This window comes from Flavobacterium sp. ALD4, from assembly GCF_002836475.1.
Lineage (GTDB): Bacteria > Bacteroidota > Bacteroidia > Flavobacteriales > Flavobacteriaceae > Flavobacterium.
Window position 1 is genome coordinate 134,661 of sequence record NZ_PJBJ01000023.1, and the last position, 20,184, is coordinate 154,844.

The 20,184-nt window shown below is 34.5% G+C and carries 19 protein-coding genes and 1 riboswitch; of the genes, 1 reads left to right on the forward strand and 18 read right to left on the reverse strand.

What is annotated here, in order from left to right; genetic code table 11:
- Positions 1 to 23: 23 nt before the first annotated feature.
- From CXF59_RS03020 to CXF59_RS03045, 6 genes are read right to left on the reverse strand one after another with little or no spacing between them, the layout of a single operon-like run.
- Positions 24 to 1,418 (reverse strand): HAMP domain-containing sensor histidine kinase, encoded by a 1,395-nt coding sequence (locus CXF59_RS03020; protein ID WP_101136240.1) that lies wholly within the window; start codon positions 1,416 to 1,418, stop codon positions 24 to 26.
- 6 nt (positions 1,419 to 1,424) lie between these two features.
- The gene (locus tag CXF59_RS03025; RefSeq protein ID WP_101136241.1) at positions 1,425 to 2,087 is read right to left on the reverse strand and encodes a response regulator transcription factor; all 663 of its coding nucleotides are present in this window, start codon (positions 2,085 to 2,087) and stop codon (positions 1,425 to 1,427) included.
- 11 nt (positions 2,088 to 2,098) lie between these two features.
- Positions 2,099 to 3,493, reverse strand: coding sequence for a DUF3570 domain-containing protein (locus CXF59_RS03030; protein WP_101136242.1), 1,395 nt, complete (start codon positions 3,491 to 3,493; stop codon positions 2,099 to 2,101).
- A gap of 9 nt (positions 3,494 to 3,502) precedes the next feature.
- The gene (locus CXF59_RS03035) at positions 3,503 to 3,712 is read right to left on the reverse strand and encodes a DUF4266 domain-containing protein (protein ID WP_101136243.1); all 210 of its coding nucleotides are present in this window, start codon (positions 3,710 to 3,712) and stop codon (positions 3,503 to 3,505) included.
- Positions 3,705 to 4,694, reverse strand: coding sequence for an FAD:protein FMN transferase (locus CXF59_RS03040; protein WP_101136244.1), 990 nt, complete (start codon positions 4,692 to 4,694; stop codon positions 3,705 to 3,707). The genes CXF59_RS03035 and CXF59_RS03040 overlap by 8 nt, the downstream gene beginning before the upstream one ends.
- Positions 4,695 to 4,698: 4 nt before the next feature.
- Positions 4,699 to 5,133, reverse strand: a complete 435-nt coding sequence (locus tag CXF59_RS03045) for a thioredoxin family protein (RefSeq protein WP_101136505.1) — start codon at positions 5,131 to 5,133, stop codon at positions 4,699 to 4,701.
- Between the two features lie 219 nt (positions 5,134 to 5,352).
- On the opposite strand from CXF59_RS03045, the gene CXF59_RS03050 reads away from it, so the two are divergent.
- A complete protein-coding gene (locus CXF59_RS03050; RefSeq protein WP_101136245.1) occupies positions 5,353 to 7,446 on the forward strand; it encodes an LTA synthase family protein in 2,094 nt (697 codons plus the stop codon).
- Between the two features lie 65 nt (positions 7,447 to 7,511).
- Here the strand turns inward: CXF59_RS03050 and CXF59_RS03055 are convergent, their stop codons facing one another.
- The 12 genes from CXF59_RS03055 to lpxA form a co-directional block, all read right to left on the reverse strand.
- The gene (locus CXF59_RS03055; RefSeq protein ID WP_101136246.1) at positions 7,512 to 8,516 is read right to left on the reverse strand and encodes a zinc dependent phospholipase C family protein; all 1,005 of its coding nucleotides are present in this window, start codon (positions 8,514 to 8,516) and stop codon (positions 7,512 to 7,514) included.
- 514 nt (positions 8,517 to 9,030) lie between these two features.
- On the reverse strand, positions 9,031 to 9,987 hold the full coding sequence (locus CXF59_RS03065; RefSeq protein ID WP_101136506.1) for a YeiH family protein: 957 nt from the start codon (positions 9,985 to 9,987) through the stop codon (positions 9,031 to 9,033).
- A 96-nt stretch (positions 9,988 to 10,083) separates the two neighbouring features.
- Complete coding sequence (locus CXF59_RS03070; RefSeq protein ID WP_101136247.1) at positions 10,084 to 10,980, reverse strand: LysR family transcriptional regulator; 897 nt, start codon at positions 10,978 to 10,980, stop codon at positions 10,084 to 10,086.
- Positions 10,981 to 11,012: 32 nt separating this feature from the next.
- Entirely contained in the window at positions 11,013 to 13,040 is a 2,028-nt protein-coding gene (locus CXF59_RS03075; protein ID WP_101136248.1) for a hypothetical protein, read from the reverse strand.
- Between the two features lie 79 nt (positions 13,041 to 13,119).
- Positions 13,120 to 13,866 (reverse strand): 3-oxoacyl-[acyl-carrier-protein] reductase, encoded by a 747-nt coding sequence (fabG, locus tag CXF59_RS03080; protein ID WP_101136249.1) that lies wholly within the window; start codon positions 13,864 to 13,866, stop codon positions 13,120 to 13,122.
- 221 nt (positions 13,867 to 14,087) lie between these two features.
- Positions 14,088 to 15,410: a Na+/H+ antiporter NhaC family protein gene (locus CXF59_RS03085; RefSeq protein WP_101136250.1), complete on the reverse strand. Its 1,323-nt coding sequence runs from the start codon at positions 15,408 to 15,410 to the stop codon at positions 14,088 to 14,090.
- Positions 15,411 to 15,468: 58 nt separating this feature from the next.
- Positions 15,469 to 15,565, reverse strand: a riboswitch (SAM-I-IV-variant riboswitch).
- 109 nt (positions 15,566 to 15,674) lie between these two features.
- On the reverse strand, positions 15,675 to 16,097 hold the full coding sequence (locus CXF59_RS03090; RefSeq protein WP_101136251.1) for a hypothetical protein: 423 nt from the start codon (positions 16,095 to 16,097) through the stop codon (positions 15,675 to 15,677).
- Between the two features lie 215 nt (positions 16,098 to 16,312).
- Entirely contained in the window at positions 16,313 to 17,185 is an 873-nt protein-coding gene (gene sucD, locus CXF59_RS03095) for a succinate--CoA ligase subunit alpha (RefSeq protein ID WP_101136252.1), read from the reverse strand.
- Positions 17,186 to 17,271: 86 nt separating this feature from the next.
- The gene (locus CXF59_RS03100; RefSeq protein ID WP_101136253.1) at positions 17,272 to 17,634 is read right to left on the reverse strand and encodes a nuclear transport factor 2 family protein; all 363 of its coding nucleotides are present in this window, start codon (positions 17,632 to 17,634) and stop codon (positions 17,272 to 17,274) included.
- A gap of 4 nt (positions 17,635 to 17,638) precedes the next feature.
- Positions 17,639 to 18,568 carry a UDP-3-O-(3-hydroxymyristoyl)glucosamine N-acyltransferase gene (locus CXF59_RS03105; RefSeq protein ID WP_101136254.1) on the reverse strand — a complete coding sequence of 310 codons (930 nt, stop codon included), beginning with the start codon at positions 18,566 to 18,568 and terminating at the stop codon, positions 17,639 to 17,641.
- Between the two features lie 76 nt (positions 18,569 to 18,644).
- Positions 18,645 to 19,211 carry an elongation factor P gene (gene efp, locus CXF59_RS03110; protein WP_101136255.1) on the reverse strand — a complete coding sequence of 189 codons (567 nt, stop codon included), beginning with the start codon at positions 19,209 to 19,211 and terminating at the stop codon, positions 18,645 to 18,647.
- A gap of 135 nt (positions 19,212 to 19,346) precedes the next feature.
- The gene (gene lpxA / locus CXF59_RS03115) at positions 19,347 to 20,132 is read right to left on the reverse strand and encodes an acyl-ACP--UDP-N-acetylglucosamine O-acyltransferase (protein ID WP_016989388.1); all 786 of its coding nucleotides are present in this window, start codon (positions 20,130 to 20,132) and stop codon (positions 19,347 to 19,349) included.
- Positions 20,133 to 20,184 lie beyond the last annotated feature (52 nt).

Genomic DNA, 20,184 nt, shown 5'->3' on the forward strand with positions numbered 1-20,184 from the left:
AGGGACACTCACAGTCTAAAGAACTACTTAAAATCTTCTTTGTCATAGCTTAAAGTTACTGCTGTCCCAACACTTTCTTGACTCGAAATTTGAACATCAATACTAAGTAATAAACATAGTTTTTTCACTATTGACAAACCCAACCCTGTTCCTTTAATTTGAGGATGATTTGTTGCATTAGATCTGAAAAATTGATTAAAAACTTTCGATATATCCTTTGAGGAAATCCCTATGCCGGAATCGATTATACTGCACTCAATTTTATCATCATCATCTGTTGTAATAATAGCTAATTTAGTATTTTTATCTGAATATTTTAGTGCGTTAGATATCAAATTATTAATTACTATCGAGAATAAATAAACATCAGTTTTGATATAGTAGTCCTTTTTAAACTCAGTTACAACTTGTATATTTTTAGTTTGAATTGTGGTAGAATATCTTGAAATTGAATCTAATATTACTGTATTTAAATAAATTTTTTCCTTCTTTAAGCTTTGCTTTTGATTTTCAAATCTCGCGAGCAATAGCAACTGATCTACTAGATTGTTTAGCCGATCTACTTCATAAATACAAAAATTAATTTTTTCTTCGTACTCTGCAGCGTTTCTAGGCTTTCTTATCAAAACCTCCAGAGTCCCTTTTATCACAGTCAACGGAGTCCTTAATTCATGCGAAGCATCAGACGTAAATTCTTTTTCTCTTTCAATCGTGTTTTCGATTCTGTCTAATAAATTATTTATTGTTTTAGATAGAACATAGAGCTCATCAAGGTTCTGAGGTAATGGAATTCTAGAGGTCAGATTATCTTTGGTAATAATGTTAGAAGTCTCTATAATAGAACTAATCGGTTTTATACTTCTTCCAGCAATAAAACGTGCAATCAGAAAAAGGACAACTAGAATCAAGGGATAAGCAATAATCAATACTTCAAATAAATTTTGAAGAACCATAGAGGCGTCTTCCAGAGACATCGCAATTACTAAGTAACCTATTTTTTGCGTTCTATTGTATATTGGAGTCTGTATTTGCCGAATTTTGTTATGTAATAATTTTGTGTCAAACAATTCATCATCGGCAATATCCTTATGAAACTGTAAGTTTTGCTTTTTTAGATTGGGAGATTTTTCGATTAAATTCCCTTTACTATCTAAAAACTGAATAAAAACGGGGTTTACATCAACAGTGTTGTGTTCCCTTTTTTTCCATTCTTCTAAATGAATAAGGAAAATAGCATTGTTTTTTATTTCAATTTCGTTCAAGTGATTCTTTACTTCCTTACCAATATCATTATTAAGACGGTTGTAAACACTTAGTTTCACAATAGAATAAATAGTAAAAAACACCACAAAAATCAACAAAGCAGTGGTGATTATGTAATTGAAGGCAATTCTATTTTTAAATGAAAATTGTTGCATTAGCAGTTAGTCATTTGCGATGTAACCCACACCGCGAACTGTTTTTATATAGTCTTCTTCTATTTTTAAATTTAACTTTTTACGGATAGCATTTATAAAGACATCAATAACGCCAGTGTCATAATCAAAATGAATATCCCAAACATCTTCTATAATTTGATTTCTGGTACACACTTTTCCTTTGTTTTTAACTAAGTAGCACAAAAGATCAAACTCTCTGTTTGTCAACTGTACTAAAGTTTTATTAGACAAAACACTGTGCTTTGCAATATCAATTTGTATCGCTCCAAGTGTCAAAATAGTCAATTCATTCTGATTTCTAAAATGAATTTTAATACGTTCAATCAATTCTTCAAAACTAAACGGTTTTTTAATATAATCATTTGCACCCGCTTTAATACCCTCAATTGTTTCTCGAACCGTGTCTCTAGCCGTCAAAAATAGTATTGGTGTGTCTACATCTATTTTTCGAATAGCTTTACACAAATCTAATCCAGTCATTTTTGGCAACATCCAATCTAAAAGAATTAAATCAAAATGATGCTTCTGTATAAGTTCGAATCCTTGTAACCCATCAAAAGCGCTGGTAATTTGATATCCTTCCTCTTCTAAACCCTGTTGTAAAAACTGTACGATTCCTACTTCATCTTCCACTATTAAAATATGCATATCCCTTTTATTTATTCCAGTAAAAATTTGAAACCTAAAGAACCAATATTTGCAGACAAACCGTCACTTCTAGTATAATGATTCAACCGTAAATCTATTGATTTTAATCCTAAAACAAAGATTTTAGCACGAGTAAAAATATCGGTGTAGGTAAATCCTAAGCCATATTGATTGCTGGTAAATTTTGACAAATCATAATCAGAGGTATAATATTTCTCCGTTGATATATGCTTTTCATAAGGCGCAAAATAATCTGAAGCCGTTTGGGTATAGTAACGGAACATAGGATACGCAGTGAAGCTGGAGCTGATTTTAATGGGCAGCTCTATAGATGCCGTATGGGCCTGAATTCCCCAGTTATCCTGATAATATCTATAGTACGTTCTGGCAACCACATATTCATTGATATAAAAATTTAATCGTGCTCCTATCGGAATTTTAAAATGGGTACTTGGCAGTCGCTCTTTGTCATCAGCTAATTGATATACACCCTTATTTTCTGAAGTGTTGTATACTGGGATATATTGAGCTTGACCGACATAATAATTTGCTTTATCAGTAAAATAGACTCTTTGATATGGAGTTCCCAATAGGCCTTCCTGTTGCAAAACATCCATAAAAACAGATAGTTGAATCTTTTTTGTTAGTATCTGAGAAACTGAAATAGAAGCGGAATAGGAATTTCTATTTGTCTTTTCGTAGGGTTCAAAGGCAGCTGGTAGATAGGCTTGCGATCTAGCACCATTTTGCTCGAATACAGGAACGCCAGAAAAATATCCAGTGTTCTGAAAACTAGCTCCGTATTGTGCGTATTCTCGTAATTCAATAGGATAAATAGGTCTCCACTGATCTAAGTAGGCATTGGCTTTAACGCTTACTTCGGTATTTTTTTCATTGAATAACTTGGTAAACCCACCTCCGAAACCAATTGATGTATAGTCATACTCATTTGAAAAAGAAACATCAGCATTCCAAATGTCATTTCTATCGTCCGAATTATGACTATAATTCACACTAGCAGAGGCTAATTGATCACTCCTTGAAGCTCCAGATGATGCTTGCCATGGAGTAGGACTAGATGCCCCAGAGGCTCCTGAATCATCATATGGATTAATATTGCTTGAAGAAGCAGAAGTGTAAGCCGAAATCCCGACATCAAAAGTCAAGACATCGTCATCATTTAGCGGAACTGCGACTACAATATTTGATGCGATGTCAGATAGTTTTTCTGAACCTATTCCTCCGTTAACGGCTGAATGTACACCATCTTGATTGTAATAACTCAACAGTACGTCAACTTCAGTATTTTCTAACACTCTCTTTTTAAACGTGGCCGTCGAATCTTTAACTTGGGCAATAGCAGCAATGTTTATTAACAGTGCCATCATAAATACTATTTTTTTCATTTTATTATATTAATTACAACCACATCCACCACCTGTTTTTCCTCCATTTGCCCCTGCTGCGGCCTCACGATACACCTGAAAAGTAGTTTCGTACTTTTCAGCTGCTTTCGCTGCTAACTTCATGTCGGGATCATTTATGTATAATTTGTCATATTCTTTTACCACTACACAAGATTGCATAGTTGCCAAAACAATTACAAAAAGAACTAATTTATTCATTGTTAAATTTTTTTAAATCGATATTTTTTGAAGCAAATATTTTTCCCTTATCATCTACATATATACATCCAATTCCTGGTAGTTGATTCACTAAATCCAGTCCTACATCGACACCCATAACAAAAACACCGGTTGCTAATGCATCAGCAAATTCTGTTGATTTAGCAAAAAGGGAAACACTAATTACTCCTGTTGCAGGGTATCCCGTTCTGGTATCTATAATGTGTGAATACCGTATTCCGTTAAACGTCACGTACTTTTCATAGCTTCCTGAAGTCTCTACAGCACTATCTTCTAATGGAAAAGTGGCGAAAATTTTATCCTTGTTCAATGGATTTTTAATTGCGACTTTCCATTTCTCTCCATTAAGTTGTTTTCCCCATGTATTGATATCCCCAGACACGTTTACAATTCCGGCAACCACACCTTTAGAAATAAGTAATGCCTTTATTTTATCAGCAATAAATCCTTGACCAATACCTCCCAATCCTAACTTCATCCCTTCCTCCTTGAGAAAAATAGTATTGTTTTTCGTGTCAAGAATTATATTTTTATATCCCACTTTAGCAACCGATTTTTTAATTTCTTCCGGCGTTGGCATAGCGGTCATACTTCCGTCAAATTTCCAAATTTTATCCATTGAGGCATAACTGATGTCAAAAGCGCCAGAAGTTAATTCTGATATTTTTATGGAACGTTGTACTAAATCAAATACTTCTTGAGGTACTTTAATTGGCTTTATACCAGCATTTCTGTTGACTTCAGATATCGGCGTTGTTGGTATCCAATCTGAAATTAAGTTTTCAAGCCGTGAGACTTCGGCTATAGCCATGTCAATATAAGTATCGGCTTCAGGAATATCTTTTGCTTCAACGATCATTTCAAACGGACTACCCAACATAGACAACGACCTTTTATGGGTAACCTGCGCTGATGCCAAGATTCCGGACAATAAAAAAAAATATAAACTTATACGTTTCATCCTTTTATTTGATAAAGGAATTAAGTAGGGCAATATATTCGTTTGGAGAAACGTTTTTATAGCTAGTCTTTCCCAGTACTGTGCCCTTAGAATCCAAAACTACAACTAAGGGAAAAACTCCCTCTTTATTATATCGTTCGGCAAGTCCATCATTTTGTTTTTGGAGATTCGAATCTAATTGATTTTGTTTTTTCTTAGGAAAATCGGCCCGCTCTAATATTAAATTAGATGCGGCATATTCCTTAAATTCTGCGGACTGCCAGATACTCTTATCTAATTTGATACAGGGCGCACACCAATCTGATCCTGAAAACACTAAAACTACTGGCTTGCTTTGGCTAGCAGCCTCTTTTTTTACGAGTTCAAAATTGGTTTTCCAATCTTGGGAATAGCCTAGACTAATAACAAAGAAAAACACCAACACCATTACTTTTTTCATTACCATTTAATTTAAAATCGATTGTTATTACTTCCATCAAAATCAATTTTGTAAGTCGTCGATATATGAAACGATTTTACATTCAACAAAGGTAAATCAAAACAAAAATGAATACGGATAGGTCCCTCTATTCTTAAGTAAAAATTAAGAATGATTAGCAGCTAAACATAGGTTATTTATTACTCCAAAAACATTAGATTTGCTTCAAAATAAGTTCCTATGGCGTTCTATAAAAAATTATCTCCTTTTTATAATCTTATTGTGTTCTATGTGGCAGTTAGTTTCATTTTAAGAATAACACTGCTCTTCCATCCCATCACAGATACCACATTTATGTGGACAGATGAAATCAAGATTTTTATACTTGGTTTAGTTTCAGACATTTTTGTCTTTATACTCGCCACCGGTATCTTGTGGCTGTATTTAATTTTCATATCAAACGGGAAATACCTTAAACCTTACGGCTATATTATTTTTGGATTATTTGTAGCATTATTTCTCTACATCGCTTCAGGAAAATCGATACTAAATGAATATGGTGGAGCATTGCCTAAGATTGGTTTGACTTTTGTAGGCATAAAAACTTTTTTATTTGGACTTCTTCTCTTTCTACCAAAACAAAGAGATAAGATTAGATACTGGCTTTTCGCCTTCGTGATGTTCTTATTTGTAGTTTTAATATTACAAAATGGCATCAGCGAATACTTCTTTTGGAATGAATTTGGAGTGAAATATAATTTTATAGCAGTCAACTATCTCGTTTACACCAATGAAATTATTGGAAATATCATGGAGTCCTATCCAGTAGTTCCTTTATTTTCAGGACTTTTTATAATTGCCGGTATCGTAACTTATTTTATATTAAAAGGATCCCGAAGTTATATTGACAGCATCCCTACATTTGTTGAAAAAATTAAAATATCGGGATTGTATTTCGTTCTGTTTGGACTTTCGTTAGCAGCTATTCCTTTTTTGGCTACTAAAGAGAATTCACAAAATATTTTTTCAAATGAATTACAGTCCAATGGGGTATATAAATTTTATTTGGCTTTTATGAATAGCGAATTGGACTATTTTAAATTTTATAAAACACTACCCGAAAAAGAAGTTTACACCTTGTTAGATCAACAAATTTCAGGTCTGTCCGGAGAATCTACTTTAAGAGAAATTAAAAGTGCTGCTGCCGAAAATCATAAAAATGTCGTTTTAATTACTATAGAAAGTTATAGTGCAGAATTCATGAAGGCCTATGGTAATGAGCAAAATATCACGCCATTCTTAGATAGTCTAGCTTCACAAAGTTTACTTTTTACTAATTTTTATGCTTCAGGGAACAGAACAGTTCGCGGTTTAGAAGCCGTAACGTTATGCTTTCCCCCTACAGCTGGTGAAAGTGTTGTAAAAAGAGAAGACAATAAAAACAAGTTTTCAACGGGAAGTGTTTTTAAAGCAAAAGGATACAATGTAAAGTATTTATATGGTGGCGATGCTTTTTTCGATAATATGGAAAATTTCTTTTCAGGAAACGGATATGATATCGTTGATAAAAAAACATTCCAACCCAACGAAATTACTTTTGATAACATCTGGGGCGTTTGCGATGAAGATATGTACAATAAAGCTATTGGAGTAATGAATAAGGAAGCCACAGAGAACAAACCTTTCTTTAATCATATCATGACCGTAAGCAATCACAGACCATTTACGTTTCCCAATGATAAAATAGACATCCGCGGTGATGCTAAATCACGCGAGGGTGGTGTGAAATATACTGATTTTGCTATGAAGAAATTTTTCGAAATGGCAGAAAAGCAACCGTGGTTCTCGAATACGGTCTTTGTTATAGTAGCGGATCACTGTGCCTCGAGCGCAGGTAAAACCGAACTTCCGGTAGATAAATACAGGATTCCGGCAATGATTTACAGTCCAGGATTTATTCAACCACAGCGCTATACCAAGCTCATGTCGCAAATCGATATTATGCCAACTCTTTTTGGGTTATTGCATTTTAGTTACCAAAGCAAATTCTATGGCCAGGATGTAATGCAAGCTGATTATAAGCCAAGAGCTTTTATTGCAACTTATCAAGATTTAGGAATGATAAAAGACAATGTTTTGACTATTATCTCGCCAAAACAAAAAGTCAAACAATTTAAAATGACTTTGTTGCCGAAGGCTGGAGTTGAAGATGATTTCCAAATTTATTACGATCAAAAGCCTTTGGAAAAAGAAAGAACCGATTTATTAAATGAAACCATCTCTTTTTATCAAACTGCTTCAGATATGTTGAAGAAAAAGAAATACCAAAAATAGTAATGTAAATAAAAAAGCCTGTGAAATAATAGATCACAGGCTTTTTTTATCCAAGAAGATTGCTTTTATTCCACATCTTTATCGCTTTCCATCCCAAAAAGATCTCCTTTTTCAAATAGTTTGATATCCTGCTTTAAGGCCTTGCGGTTGCGTTTCGTAAGTACTTCAGGATCTAAATTGCTTACATCCGGTTTTCCAGCATTTACCCATGCTGTATACCAGAAGCTTGCCGTTGCAGTAATTGCTTTCTTCATTTGGCTTTCGACCATCCCGTTTAATGCAGTATGAAATTTAGCAGCGTATTCGTTCGAATATTTCGTACCATTATATTTGTTTTTTATCACATTTCCATCTGCATCAGTTACAAATATTTGATTTAAAGGTAATGCTGTTCTCAATCCTTTATCTGCCGCCAAAAGCGGAGCTACCAGAATATGGGTATCCATGATCATGTCCCATGTCGCTTTATCGACGTCCTCATAATAGTGAGCAGGAGCTACAGTAAATTTATAATCTTTAACAAATAATTCTGGAAGTCTGCTTTCCCATAAGGAATGAATTCCTTTTTGGTCCGTCAATTGTCCGTCGTGATTGTCTGAAGTATGCAAAGGCATATGGGCATCAGCTATATAATGTCCCAATTCAGCTGCAATAAATAAGATTTCTGATTTTCGTTTGTCTTTAAATGCTTGTGTCAATTTTGCCATCATATCTTGGATATGCCATGGCAAGGTTCCGTTTTTTGACAAAAATTTGTCATCATATTTCTTTTTTGCTTCTGCCATAGTCTTTGGAAAACTATCGGTACTCCCAAAATTCTCCATGTCAAAATAATGCCTTGGATTCTCAGCTTTATCTTGCAAAATATACTTCCTTAAATCGGGAACGGTAGATTCTTGTGTTATAAAATCAATATGATTGTAAAAGAAAATCTGTAGCGGTTTTGGTAAAGCCATGACAGCTGCTTTATTAATTCTCTCGTGCCCAACAATTCCCCATGATAATGTTAGAAATCCAATAAATATTGCAGTTAGCAACAGTATTGTAGGCTTAAATTTGATGTTTATCATTACATTTAGTTTTTTGAAGGACAAATATATCTGTTTTTCAGACAATTTAAAAACATCTACTTTAAGATTACGTAAATTAAGAAATAACTTATCTATTATTATGTTTTGACACCAAGGAAAAAACAGAACTTTTATTCATAATTTACGTTTAGCGATTTTACCGTTATTTGTAGTCGAATTGTAAATATTACTGCTGTCTTGGCTTTAATAACTCTGGCGACTAATGTTACGGGACCTTTTGCGTTCTTTGCTGATGAAGTTATTAAATAAAATTATACTGGGGCAATCATTTTTGCACAAAAAAACGAGAGAAAAAGATTGAATGCCAGTATTTATTTAAGGTTGTCGATAATTGTCTTCTTTTTTATCGGAAGTATATCTTGAGGTTTCCTCTTTACTTTTCACGAGATAAAGACTCTTTCTATCGCTGCTTTTTCCCTTTTAATAATGCTTCTCTATGATTACCTCCAACTGCAAGTCTTTATAATAAAAAGAAAAAAATTCACTCGAGTTCCTAAATAAAATACAGAATTGAAAGTAAGGCTGCTATTGCGATAAATACCCAAAGCAAAACCCCTTGCACCAGGGGCTTCGTACCTACAGACTTTAACACGGTATGACTTAATCCCGCTCCAATTAAAAACAAGGTAATAGTAAGTCCTATTTTTGCCATAGCTACCAAATACGGTGCTACCATAGCCGTTTGTGGCACATATGTATTTAGTATCATAGCCAAAATAAAAAATGCAATAAAATAAGGAATTTTGATTTTACTCGATTTGTTTTTAAAAACCGTTGTGGTAATCAAAGCAACGGGAATGATCCATAAAGCCCGTGCCAACTTTACGGTTGTGGCAATCTGCAGCGCCTCAGGGCCATATTTATTAGCAGCCCCTACTACTGAACTGGTATCGTGAATCGCAATAGCACACCAAAGACCAAATTCCTGCTGGGTTAAATGTAGCCAATGCCCAATTGCCGGAAACAAAAACAGAGCGATTGAGTTCAGGATAAAAATGACGCCTAAGGCAACCGAAGTCTGTTTTTCATCTGATTGAATTACTGGTGCAATCGCAGCAATTGCGCTACCTCCGCAAATCGCGGTACCACATGAAACTAAATGAGATATTTTGCTATCAATTTTCAACCATCTACCTAAAAAAAAACCTAAGAGTAACGTACTAAAGATAGACGCAACAGTGAATAAAAAACCCATTTTCCCAGCAGATAAAGCACTGTTTACGTTCATTCCAAAACCTAAACCTATGACAGAAAGTTGAAGCAATACATTGATGGCTTTTGCATTGAATCTTAAAAATGGATTTCCTAAAATGTTTGCCGCAACTAATCCAAGCAATAAAGCTAAAGGAGGCGAAATTAAACCGGAAATGCAAACCAATATCAATATGGCAAAAATTAATTGCTGTACTTTAATATTGATATTAAAAAAAGGAAAAGTGTTTTTAGGGATGATTTCAGGCTGATTTTTCAAGGTGAAATTGTTTAATTAGTACCTAACAAAGATGCAGGGATAAATCGGTATTTGCCAATCATAATAAACAATCCGCTATAACTTTAAATTATAATACCTTGAAATATTTTTAATAAATAAGTCTGACAGAGCGTTCGCTTTTCCGTGTAAACTAATGATGTAAAAATAACGCTCAATGATTAGATTATCGACATCAAGTATTACTAATTCATTGCTTTTCAGTTCCTTTTCAATAGCATGAATTGAAATAAAAGCAACGCAATTAGAGTTCATTAAATAGGACTTGATGCTTTCTGTACTTCCCAATTGCATCTCGACAATCAATTCGGACATCTTAATTTTTAAAGGTTTCAAAGCATGTTCAATTACTTCTAATGTTCCCGACCCTTGCTCCCGCATTAGAAATCGCAATTGCAAGAGATCTTGCTTTGTGATTTCTCTTTTGTTTACCAATGGATTAGTACTGTTACAGACCAGTACCAATTCGTCTTTTAAGAACGGCGTATATTTAATCGCTTTATTTTTCGACTGTCCTTCAACAATACCCGTTTCTATTTCTTTATTCAATAAGGCACTTTCAATCTGTTCCGTATTCCCATTGCGCAAAATAACTTTGATTCCTTGCATTTCCCCATGAAATCGGGCTAATAACGGCGGAATTATATATTGCGAAATGGTGGTACTGGCTCCCAGACGCAGCATGCCGTTCTGTTCTTTTATAAGAGCACTCATTTCATAATCGATTTCACGATAAATCTCAAAAATATTTTTAGCCTGTTTTACTAATTGTTCCCCAGCCTGAGTCAGAGAAATTTTAGAGCCAGTTCGGTCAAAAAGTTTTACTTTATACGCTTCTTCCAGTTCTTGTATGTGCTTAGATACAGCAGGTTGGGTAATAAATAACTCTATTGCTGCTTTAGTGAAACTCAATCTGGTAGCGACCGTAAAAAATACTTTTAATCTAAAATCCATAATTGTATTGTTTTGGTTAAACCAAATGGAGTTTACAACAATCCGTTGTATTTCCTAACAAACCATTCGGTTGCAAGTAATGAGACAATCAAAATCAACAACAAAGTCCAATCAATCAATGGCGATCGGGTTACTTTATTTTTCTCTATTGTCTTATAATTATCATCTTCTAAAAGAGACTTAATCAGTACATACACTTGGTCGGGAAAATACACGGTCCCTTCTGTTTGCATTGCCAACTGATTTAATTTTTCCGAGTCGGGATTGACAAATTGTTTTTCTCTGTCGAAATCCAAAATTTCAAAATGACTGGAATAACTGGTATTTGAATTCAGTTCTTTTACAAAAAAATTATAAGTTCCTGCATCAAGTCCGTCCAAATTCACTTTGTAGAAATTATTCCCTTTTAATAAGTCATAGTTTTTAGTTTGCTTCGTTCCCGTATTCGTTACGATAATTGTCAAACGGGCTTTCTCGTCAAATTCATAATTTTTATTGAAGTATTGAGCTGATATTTCAATAGCATCGCCTGAATTATAAAAACTTTCATGATTAACAACCAATGCTTTTTTAGAACTACTGGACGCCAGGTACTGGATTGTTTTATCCATAAAGACGTCAAATTCAGCAAAGGACTGTGTATTAAGATGACTTTGTAATCGCCATTTCCAAATATTTTCACCCAAAAGAAATGCACTGCGCTTTCCTTTATTTTCAGCGTATACTAACAATGGGGAATTGGTATCCATGGTTCTGATTTTAGAGGATAGTAAAATGGAGGCATCTTCCTTCACTTCAATTTTCCCAAAGGCATTTTCCAATGGAGGAAAAGTTTCAAAACCAATATTATCTATTGCGAACAAATTAAATTGGGCGTTAAAACCCGCCAAATAATTCTCTTTTTGATTACTCATTTTGAATATTAAAGTACTTTGTTCCTGATTTAAAAACGAAAAATCAGTACTGGTTCCGCTAATAATAAAAGTACTAGTTCCTGCCGATTTATTCTCTTCAAAAATGGGCTTAAAGGCTCGAGTAGGTTGATACAAAATAAAGATATCATATTCTTTTAATGAACTGAAAGTATTTGGTTTAAACACAGTAACTTTACGTTGTGCATTAGATTCAATAGAGCGTTTTAAAGCACCAACATCGGGATGGTTTATTGCTGTTACCAGAGCGATATTTGTTTTTTGATCGATCACCTCTACGGCAAAATTCTTCGTATTATTATAGGTGTTTTTCTCTTTCTCATCACCAGTGACAGTTGCTTTGAATGTTTGAGAACCTATTTTATTTGCCGGTAAAAGGACATTTAGAACTGCGGTTCTTTTAGAGGAAGAAAAGGAAACACTTTGCTTCGTCAAAACTGAATTCCCTTGTGATATAGTAAAATCAGCTGACAGTTTTTGATTTCCAGAATAGCTGAGGAAAACTTCTACAGGAAATTTATTCTTGTAAAAAGCATATTTATTGACATTGAGCCGAGTTATTTTTAAGTCGACTACCTTAGTGGTATCCCCTAAAATGACAGGGAAAACTTTATTGGTAGGATCAAAACTATAGACATAATCATTACCCGTAGTCTGGTTTCCGTCAGTTAAGAGTATTATTGGAAAAGTGCTGTTTCTGTTCCTGTTTTTTAATCCTTTTGAAATACCGTCCAGATTAGTCTGGGTTCCCTTGAAATCAAATTCCTTCGAGGACAAAAACTCAGAGTCAAAACGATACGACTGAATGTCAAACTTCTCTTTTAAGGGCCCGTTAGCCATTATTGCGGCATATAAGTCTAATGCTTTTTTACTAGCATCTAAGACCTCAATAGAACCTGAATTATCTACGACAATCGCTAAAGGGGGCTTAATGGTTTCCAGCGTATTTCTCGTAATTATGGGGTTAATCAACAATAATAGAATCCCAAACAACGATAGAAAACGCAATAAAGCCAAAAACAAATTCAGTTTTGAATTGTTTTTGGCTTTATAAAAATATTGATAAAAGGACAAACCACCTGCTATTAGCAAAGAAAGTAAAAGAAGTAGAATTGTTGATTTATTCATGTTTTGTTATACAATTTAGTCGCAGTTTTCAGTCTCAACTCTCAGTAGAATACTACTAACTGAGACTGCAAACTGTATACTATGTTAACATACCACCGTCCACATTCAATACTTGACCCGTGATATATCCGCTCATATCTGAAGCAAGAAAAAGACATGCATTGGCAACATCTTCAGTAGTCCCTCCTCTTTTCAAAGGAATACCGTCTCTCCAACTCTGAACTACGTCATCATTCAATTTAGCGGTCATCTCCGTTTCAATAAACCCTGGTGCAATAGCATTACAACGAATATTACGCGAACCTAATTCAAGTGCCACCGATTTAGTAAACCCAATAACACCTGCTTTTGAAGCAGCATAGTTGGTTTGACCTGCATTCCCCTTCACTCCCACTACACTACTCATATTAATGATTGATCCGGCACGTTTTTTTAAAAATGTTCTTTGAATCGCTTTGGTCATATTGAATACGGATTTCAAATTGACATTAACAACTTTATCAAAATCTTCTTCAGACATACGCATTAAAAGGTTGTCCTTAGTGATTCCGGCATTATTAATCAAAATATCAACGGTTCCAAATTCAGCTAAAACAGCATCAACCATAGTTTGCGCTTCATTAAAATCGGCCGCATTGGATTGGTACCCTTTGGCTTTAACTCCAAGCGCATTCAATTCATTTTCTAACGCTAATGCTGACTCAACAGAAGAACTGTAAGTAAAAGCAACATTTGCTCCGTGTTTTGCAAATACTTCTGCAATTCCTCTGCCAATTCCGCGACTTGCACCAGTAATGATGGCAACTTTTCCTTCTAGTAATTTCATATTCTAAAAATAGTTTAATATTTATTTGGAGCTATTTCTGCTACGCGTTACAATCTTCTGTCTTTCAAAAAATACAAAAGGATTTTCACTATATCTTCATTCACTGAACCCCTATTAAAATAAAAGTGAAGTAATCAGGACTAGTAATACTCGTCAAATATAGAATAATTAGTTTTTTAAAAAAAATTTCAAATTCAATAAACTTGGAGCAATACCAAATTTTATACTTTCAAAAATTTATTTACCATTTTATCCCAATACGAACTATAAATTGCCAATAAAGTAAAGCTTAATAAAAACAAATGGTACCACGCATTACTGATTAAATCAAAAAAGTCCAATTTGCCATTGGCAAAACTCAAAATCAACAAAACTTGTGCTCCGTAAGGTAAAATTCCCTGAACAATACAAGAAAAGATATCTAAAATAGCTGCTGTCTTTTTTGGATTCAAATCATACTCATCATTAATCTCCTTTGCAATCGGTCCCGTAATTACAATCGAGACAGTATTATTGGCTATAGCCAAATTAGCAAAACCAACCAAAGCGCCGATTCCTGCCTGCGCTGATTTTTTACTTTTGATCCGTCTTTTAATTTGGTACAATAAATAATTAATTCCGCCTGCTTTTTCCACCATGGCAGCCAAACCGCCCGTAAGCATTGACAATAAAAAGATATCAGTCATACCGGTAAAACCCTCATATGTCTTTTGGATAAACTCCATGAACGTAAAAGATCCTCCAATGTATCCTATGATACCTGCTAACAGTGTACCTATAATTAAAGTAGAAAACACATTAATTCCAAATAAAGCCAAAGCAATTACCAATATATAAGGTATGATAGGAATCCATTCAAAACTAACTCTTGGGAGATCAACAGCAACAATATCCGAGTTTAAACCGAGGTAAAAGAATAGAATTACGGTGAGTAACGCGGCAGGAAATGCAATAAACAAATTGATTTTAAATTTGTCTTTTAATTCACAACCCAAGGATTGTGTTGCCGCAATGGTAGTGTCAGAGATCATGGAAAGGTTGTCCCCAAACATGGAACCACCTAATAAAGCGCCAGAAATAAGTGGCAATGAAGCTCCACTTTTATCTGCCAAGGTCACCGCTATGGGTCCTAAGGCAACTATCGCCCCTACAGAAGTTCCAGTAGCAGTTGATAAAAATCCTGCAATCAAAAATATTCCTAATGGGAAATAAGCCACATCAATAGTACTGATTCCTAAATTAACAACGGCATCAACCCCGCCCATCGCTTTACTAACAACAGCAAATGCACCAGCCAACAAATAAATCAAGCACATGGTCATGATTTTACTTTCTCCACAACCTGCAATTAAGGTCGCCACTTTTTCATCTGTGGAAGACTTGAACAGTAAAAAGGCGGCTATAATACCCACCATAACAGCAACAGGAGATGGAAACGCATAAAAATCATGCAATACAATGCCGGCGCCCAAAAAGGTAAAAATAAAAACAAATAACGGAATCAAAGCGTAAGGATTTCCTGTTTTTTTCGAAAAAATGGTCATAAAGTTAATTTAAAAATGAATTAAATATGACGAAAAACAAAAGCTAAAAAATGGGAATGCAAACAACATTTTTTCCAAAGGATTTGGCTTATCGTTTTAGCACCTTGCTCGTTGTTGCAGGTTGCTATCTCATAATGAGATTCGTGATAACGGCTGCAAAAGTAATACATTCTGTAGTGAAAAACGATAAATAACTTACTTTTTTAGCATAAAAAAAGCCCTACCGAAGTAAAGCTCATTTATAAATATATAGACTGAAATGTTCTAGAAAGCAACATTCCATCTTGGTAATCTACCGTTTTCATCTAAGAAGTTTTGTAAAACTTGTCCTTCTACGGCAGTTGGAATTCCTTTAGTTTCGTCATTGAATGTTTCGTACCAAACCACTTCCAGTAAACTAATGTCTTCTTTTTTCATTTGCGTTGGCCAAGAATATTTTCTTCCTGTTTTTGCAAACTGGTGTCCTTCAACAATCTTATCCTTTAAGCCACCATTTTTTATTTTTAAAGTTCCGTCATTTTGTACAGTTCCTGTAGACCCTACCATGATTAACTCTTTTTCTTCTGCTACTGCATATACTAAAAACACGCCGCTTCCTTCTGAAGCATTACAAACTTGTTCTAAGCTATCATCTGTAGCAAATGAAAATTTGTCATTAACTTTAAATTTTTCTAAATCTTTATACATATCGTTTTATTTTTATTTGAATTGGCTTCCTCAAAAAAATTCCCCACAAAATCGTGAGGATCATCTAAACCATTCGTTCCTATTTATTATTATTAAAGTTGAAGCGGTAAAGTAGCTATTTTTAATAAAGTGCAAAGGTATTTCTTTAATTCTATTTTATAATAAAAAAGCCCCACAAATGTGAGGCTTTTTTTATTTTAGTTTAAAATAGCGGACTATCCTAAAACTTCTTTTACTTTTTTACCAATTTCAGCTGGAGAATCTACTACGTGTATTCCACATTCTCTCATGATTTGTTTTTTAGCTTCTGCTGTGTCATCAGTTCCACCTACAATAGCACCTGCATGACCCATTGTACGACCTGCTGGAGCGGTAACTCCTGCAATGAATCCTACTACTGGTTTACGGTTACCATCGGCTTTAATCCAGTGAGCAGCATCTGCTTCTAGTTGTCCACCTATTTCACCTATCATTACGATACATTCTGTTTCTGGATCATTCATCAACAACTCTACTGCTTCTTTTGTAGTAGTTCCAATGATTGGATCTCCTCCAATACCAATTGCAGTAGTAATACCCAAGCCTTGCTTTACTACTTGGTCAGCTGCTTCATATGTTAATGTTCCTGATTTAGAAACAATACCTACAGTTCCTTTTTTGAAAACAAAACCTGGCATAATACCAACTTTAGCTTCACCCGGAGTAATAATCCCTGGACAGTTAGGCCCTATTAATCTGGCGTTTCTTTCCTTAACATAACCATTTGCTTTGATCATATCAGCTACAGGAATTCCTTCTGTAATAGCGATAATCACTTTTATTCCTGCATCAGCAGCTTCCATTATTGCATCCGCAGCAAAAGCGGGTGGTACAAAAATGATAGTAGTGTCAGCTCCTGCTTGTTCTACAGCATCTTTTACAGTATTAAAAACAGGACGGTCTAAATGAGTTGTCCCCCCTTTTCCGGGAGTTACACCACCTACAACGTTTGTTCCGTACTCAATCATTTGAGAAGCATGAAACGTTCCTTCACTTCCTGTAAATCCTTGAACAATTATTTTGGAATCCTTATTAACTAAAACACTCATGATATATATTTTATGTGATTTTTAAAATTTGTCTTGCAAAAGTAAGGTTTTGAAATTATTTTCAGGCCTTTTCTTATCAAAATATATTATGATAATTGACTCATTTGATAGCCTCTGTATAATTTATTGTCTTTTACTTGCCAAATGGATATAAAATGTGCCAGTAACATCTCTTCTCTAGGGTTTTCGATTGTTTTTACAAAATGAGAATAGCGTACGGTAATCATATCATTTTCTGTAATAATGTGACTAACCCTAACCTTGGAGCGAACATACGCTCTACCCAATTCTTCGGATATATTTATTAATCCATCATAGTCTAACTGAACAAAGCCCTTACTACTATTCCAATCTAATACGGCATCCGAGTGCAAATATTCTTTCATAATAGTACTGTCAATAAGTGCATCTGATTTGTAAAAATCTTGAACGAGTTCCTTTGCTGTCATATTATTATTTTAATTTATTTAAAATCTCTGGAATTTTTTTAATATTAGCCAGTTGTTTTAATTTTTCTCTAGATTCTTGTATTGGTGTTCCAAAATAGGATTTCCCGCCTTCAACCGACTTTGTCACTCCTGTTTGACCTAGAATCACTGCTTTCGCACCGATTGTGATTCCGCTAGTAGTTCCTACTTGTCCCCAAATAGTAACTTCGTCTTCGATGATAACGCAACCTGCAATTCCGGTTTGAGAAGCAATTAAACACTTTTTTCCAATTACAGTGTCATGTCCCACATGAACCTGATTGTCAATTTTTGTTCCTTCGCCAATAATTGTATCACCTGTAACCCCTTTGTCAATTGTACAAAGTGCTCCTATACCCACATTATCTTTTATCACTACTCTTCCGCCTGAAAGCAATTGATCGAATCCGTCGTCCCGCTTTTTATAATAAAATGCATCCGCACCAAGAACCGTTCCTGCATGAATGATTACATTATTTCCAATTATAGTATTATCGTAAATTGCAACATTAGCATGAATCAAACAATTTTTACCTATCACAACATAGTTACCAATAAAAGCATTGGGCTGGATTACAGTCCCCTCCCCTATAACTGCTGAAGTAGAAATGGAAGCGCCTGAAGACTCAAAAGGCTTAAAATGCTTTGTTAATCTATTAAAATCATTAAACGGATCTTCTGATATCAATAATGCTTTTCCCTCTGGGCAGTCTACTTTCTTGTTAATCAAAATAACAGTTGCTGCTGAATTTAAAGCTTTTGTATAATATTTAGGGTGATCCACAAAAACAATATCACCCTTTTCCACAACATGAATTTCATTCATTCCAGATACCGTAAAATCTGCATCTCCAACATATTCACAGTTGATAATATTGGCAATTTCTTGCAGGGCATAAATTTTTGGAAATTTCATAAATTTAATTAGAAAATGTATTAATTAGAAAATGTGATAATTACCTAATTGACACATTTTCTAATTATAAAATTATTTATTCTTTTACACGCTCCATGTAAGAACCTGATGCGGTATCAATTTTAATTTTGTCCCCTTCATTTATAAACAAAGGCACATTTATAGTAGCTCCAGTTTCAACTGTTGCTGATTTGGTAGCATTCGTAGCTGTATTCCCTCTGATTCCCGGTTCAGCATAAGTAACTTCAAGAATTACAGACGGCGGCATATCTACAGAAAGAGGCAATTCCGTTTCTGTATTGATACTTACCATAACATTTTCTCCTTCTTTTAATAAATCAGGTGAATCCAATATGTTTTTGTTCAAAGATATTTGCTCAAAAGTTTCTGTATTCATAAAATGGAAATCATCTCCTTCTGGATATAAGTATTGAAATTTGTGGTTTTCCACTCTTACTTCTTCTATTTTATGTCCGGCAGAAAATGTATTGTCTAATACTTTTCCATTAGTTAAACTTCTCAGTTTAGTTCTTACAAAAGCAGGTCCTTTTCCCGGTTTAACGTGAAGAAATTCGATAATCTTGTATATGTCATTATTGTACTTAATGCATAATCCGTTCTTGATGTCTGATGTTGATGCCATTTGTATGTTTTTTTATTAATGTCCCCTCCCAAAGGAAGAGAGCCGAAGCTGAGAATTAGTTACTTGTTATTTATACTATTTTTTTGTTTTGTATGATTTCAAATACCCGACCTCTCGAGAGGAATACTTTGGGTATTAGTAATTTCCTGTATATCCTTTCATCACCCCACGAGATGAGTTTCTGATAAAATCCAGTATTTCGTCACGTTCCGGAGTTGCTTCCATCTCTGCTTCGATAATTCCTATAGCTTGTGTTGTGTTATAGTTTTTTTGATATAAAATTCTGTAAATATCTTGAATTTCTTTGATTTTCTCCGTTGTGAACCCTCTTCTTCTTAGTCCAACCGAATTTATCCCCACATAGGACAAAGGCTCTTTGGCCGCTTTTGTAAAAGGAGGAACATCTTTACGCACTAATGAACCGCCTGATATCATAGCGTGATCACCAATATGGATGAATTGATGGATTGCTGCCAAACCGCCTATTACGGCAAATTTACCAACAGTGACATGACCCGCCAATGCAACACCATTCACAATTATTGCATTATCTCCAATATGACAATCGTGCGCAATGTGAGCTGTAGCCATAATCAAACAGTTGTTTCCAAGAGTAGTTTGACCGGATGCAATTGTACCTCTATTGATAGTAACACATTCTCTTATAGTACAATTGTCACCAATTATAGCCAACGACTCTTCTCCACCAAATTTTAAATCTTGTGGAACAGCAGAGATAACTGCACCAGGAAATATACTGCAATTCTTTCCAATTCTTGCGCCTTCCATAATGGTCACATTAGATCCTATCCAGGTACCATCCCCAATAACTACATTATTGTGAATTGTTGTAAAGGGCTCAATGACTACATTTTTGGCGATTTTCGCGCCAGGATGAACATATGCTAAGGGTTGATTCATCTACTTTTTTTTATTGTTTATATATATATAAAACAAAAACCGTGAAATGATA

What these genes read in the sequence shown, in the direction of transcription:
- CXF59_RS03020 (WP_101136240.1), bottom strand. Translation starts at nt 1,418, where the DNA reads ATGCAACAATTTTCATTTAAAAATAGAATTGCCTTCAATTACATAATC.
- CXF59_RS03025 (WP_101136241.1), bottom strand. Translation starts at nt 2,087, where the DNA reads ATGCATATTTTAATAGTGGAAGATGAAGTAGGAATCGTACAGTTTTTA.
- CXF59_RS03030 (WP_101136242.1), bottom strand. Translation starts at nt 3,493, where the DNA reads ATGAAAAAAATAGTATTTATGATGGCACTGTTAATAAACATTGCTGCT.
- CXF59_RS03035 (WP_101136243.1), bottom strand. Translation starts at nt 3,712, where the DNA reads ATGAATAAATTAGTTCTTTTTGTAATTGTTTTGGCAACTATGCAATCT.
- CXF59_RS03040 (WP_101136244.1), bottom strand. Translation starts at nt 4,694, where the DNA reads ATGAAACGTATAAGTTTATATTTTTTTTTATTGTCCGGAATCTTGGCA.
- CXF59_RS03045 (WP_101136505.1), bottom strand. Translation starts at nt 5,133, where the DNA reads ATGAAAAAAGTAATGGTGTTGGTGTTTTTCTTTGTTATTAGTCTAGGC.
- CXF59_RS03050 (WP_101136245.1), top strand. Translation starts at nt 5,353, where the DNA reads ATGGCGTTCTATAAAAAATTATCTCCTTTTTATAATCTTATTGTGTTC.
- CXF59_RS03055 (WP_101136246.1), bottom strand. Translation starts at nt 8,516, where the DNA reads ATGATAAACATCAAATTTAAGCCTACAATACTGTTGCTAACTGCAATA.
- CXF59_RS03070 (WP_101136247.1), bottom strand. Translation starts at nt 10,980, where the DNA reads ATGGATTTTAGATTAAAAGTATTTTTTACGGTCGCTACCAGATTGAGT.
- CXF59_RS03075 (WP_101136248.1), bottom strand. Translation starts at nt 13,040, where the DNA reads ATGAATAAATCAACAATTCTACTTCTTTTACTTTCTTTGCTAATAGCA.
- fabG (WP_101136249.1), bottom strand. Translation starts at nt 13,866, where the DNA reads ATGAAATTACTAGAAGGAAAAGTTGCCATCATTACTGGTGCAAGTCGC.
- CXF59_RS03085 (WP_101136250.1), bottom strand. Translation starts at nt 15,410, where the DNA reads ATGACCATTTTTTCGAAAAAAACAGGAAATCCTTACGCTTTGATTCCG.
- CXF59_RS03090 (WP_101136251.1), bottom strand. Translation starts at nt 16,097, where the DNA reads ATGTATAAAGATTTAGAAAAATTTAAAGTTAATGACAAATTTTCATTT.
- sucD (WP_101136252.1), bottom strand. Translation starts at nt 17,185, where the DNA reads ATGAGTGTTTTAGTTAATAAGGATTCCAAAATAATTGTTCAAGGATTT.
- CXF59_RS03100 (WP_101136253.1), bottom strand. Translation starts at nt 17,634, where the DNA reads ATGACAGCAAAGGAACTCGTTCAAGATTTTTACAAATCAGATGCACTT.
- CXF59_RS03105 (WP_101136254.1), bottom strand. Translation starts at nt 18,568, where the DNA reads ATGAAATTTCCAAAAATTTATGCCCTGCAAGAAATTGCCAATATTATC.
- efp (WP_101136255.1), bottom strand. Translation starts at nt 19,211, where the DNA reads ATGGCATCAACATCAGACATCAAGAACGGATTATGCATTAAGTACAAT.
- lpxA (WP_016989388.1), bottom strand. Translation starts at nt 20,132, where the DNA reads ATGAATCAACCCTTAGCATATGTTCATCCTGGCGCGAAAATCGCCAAA.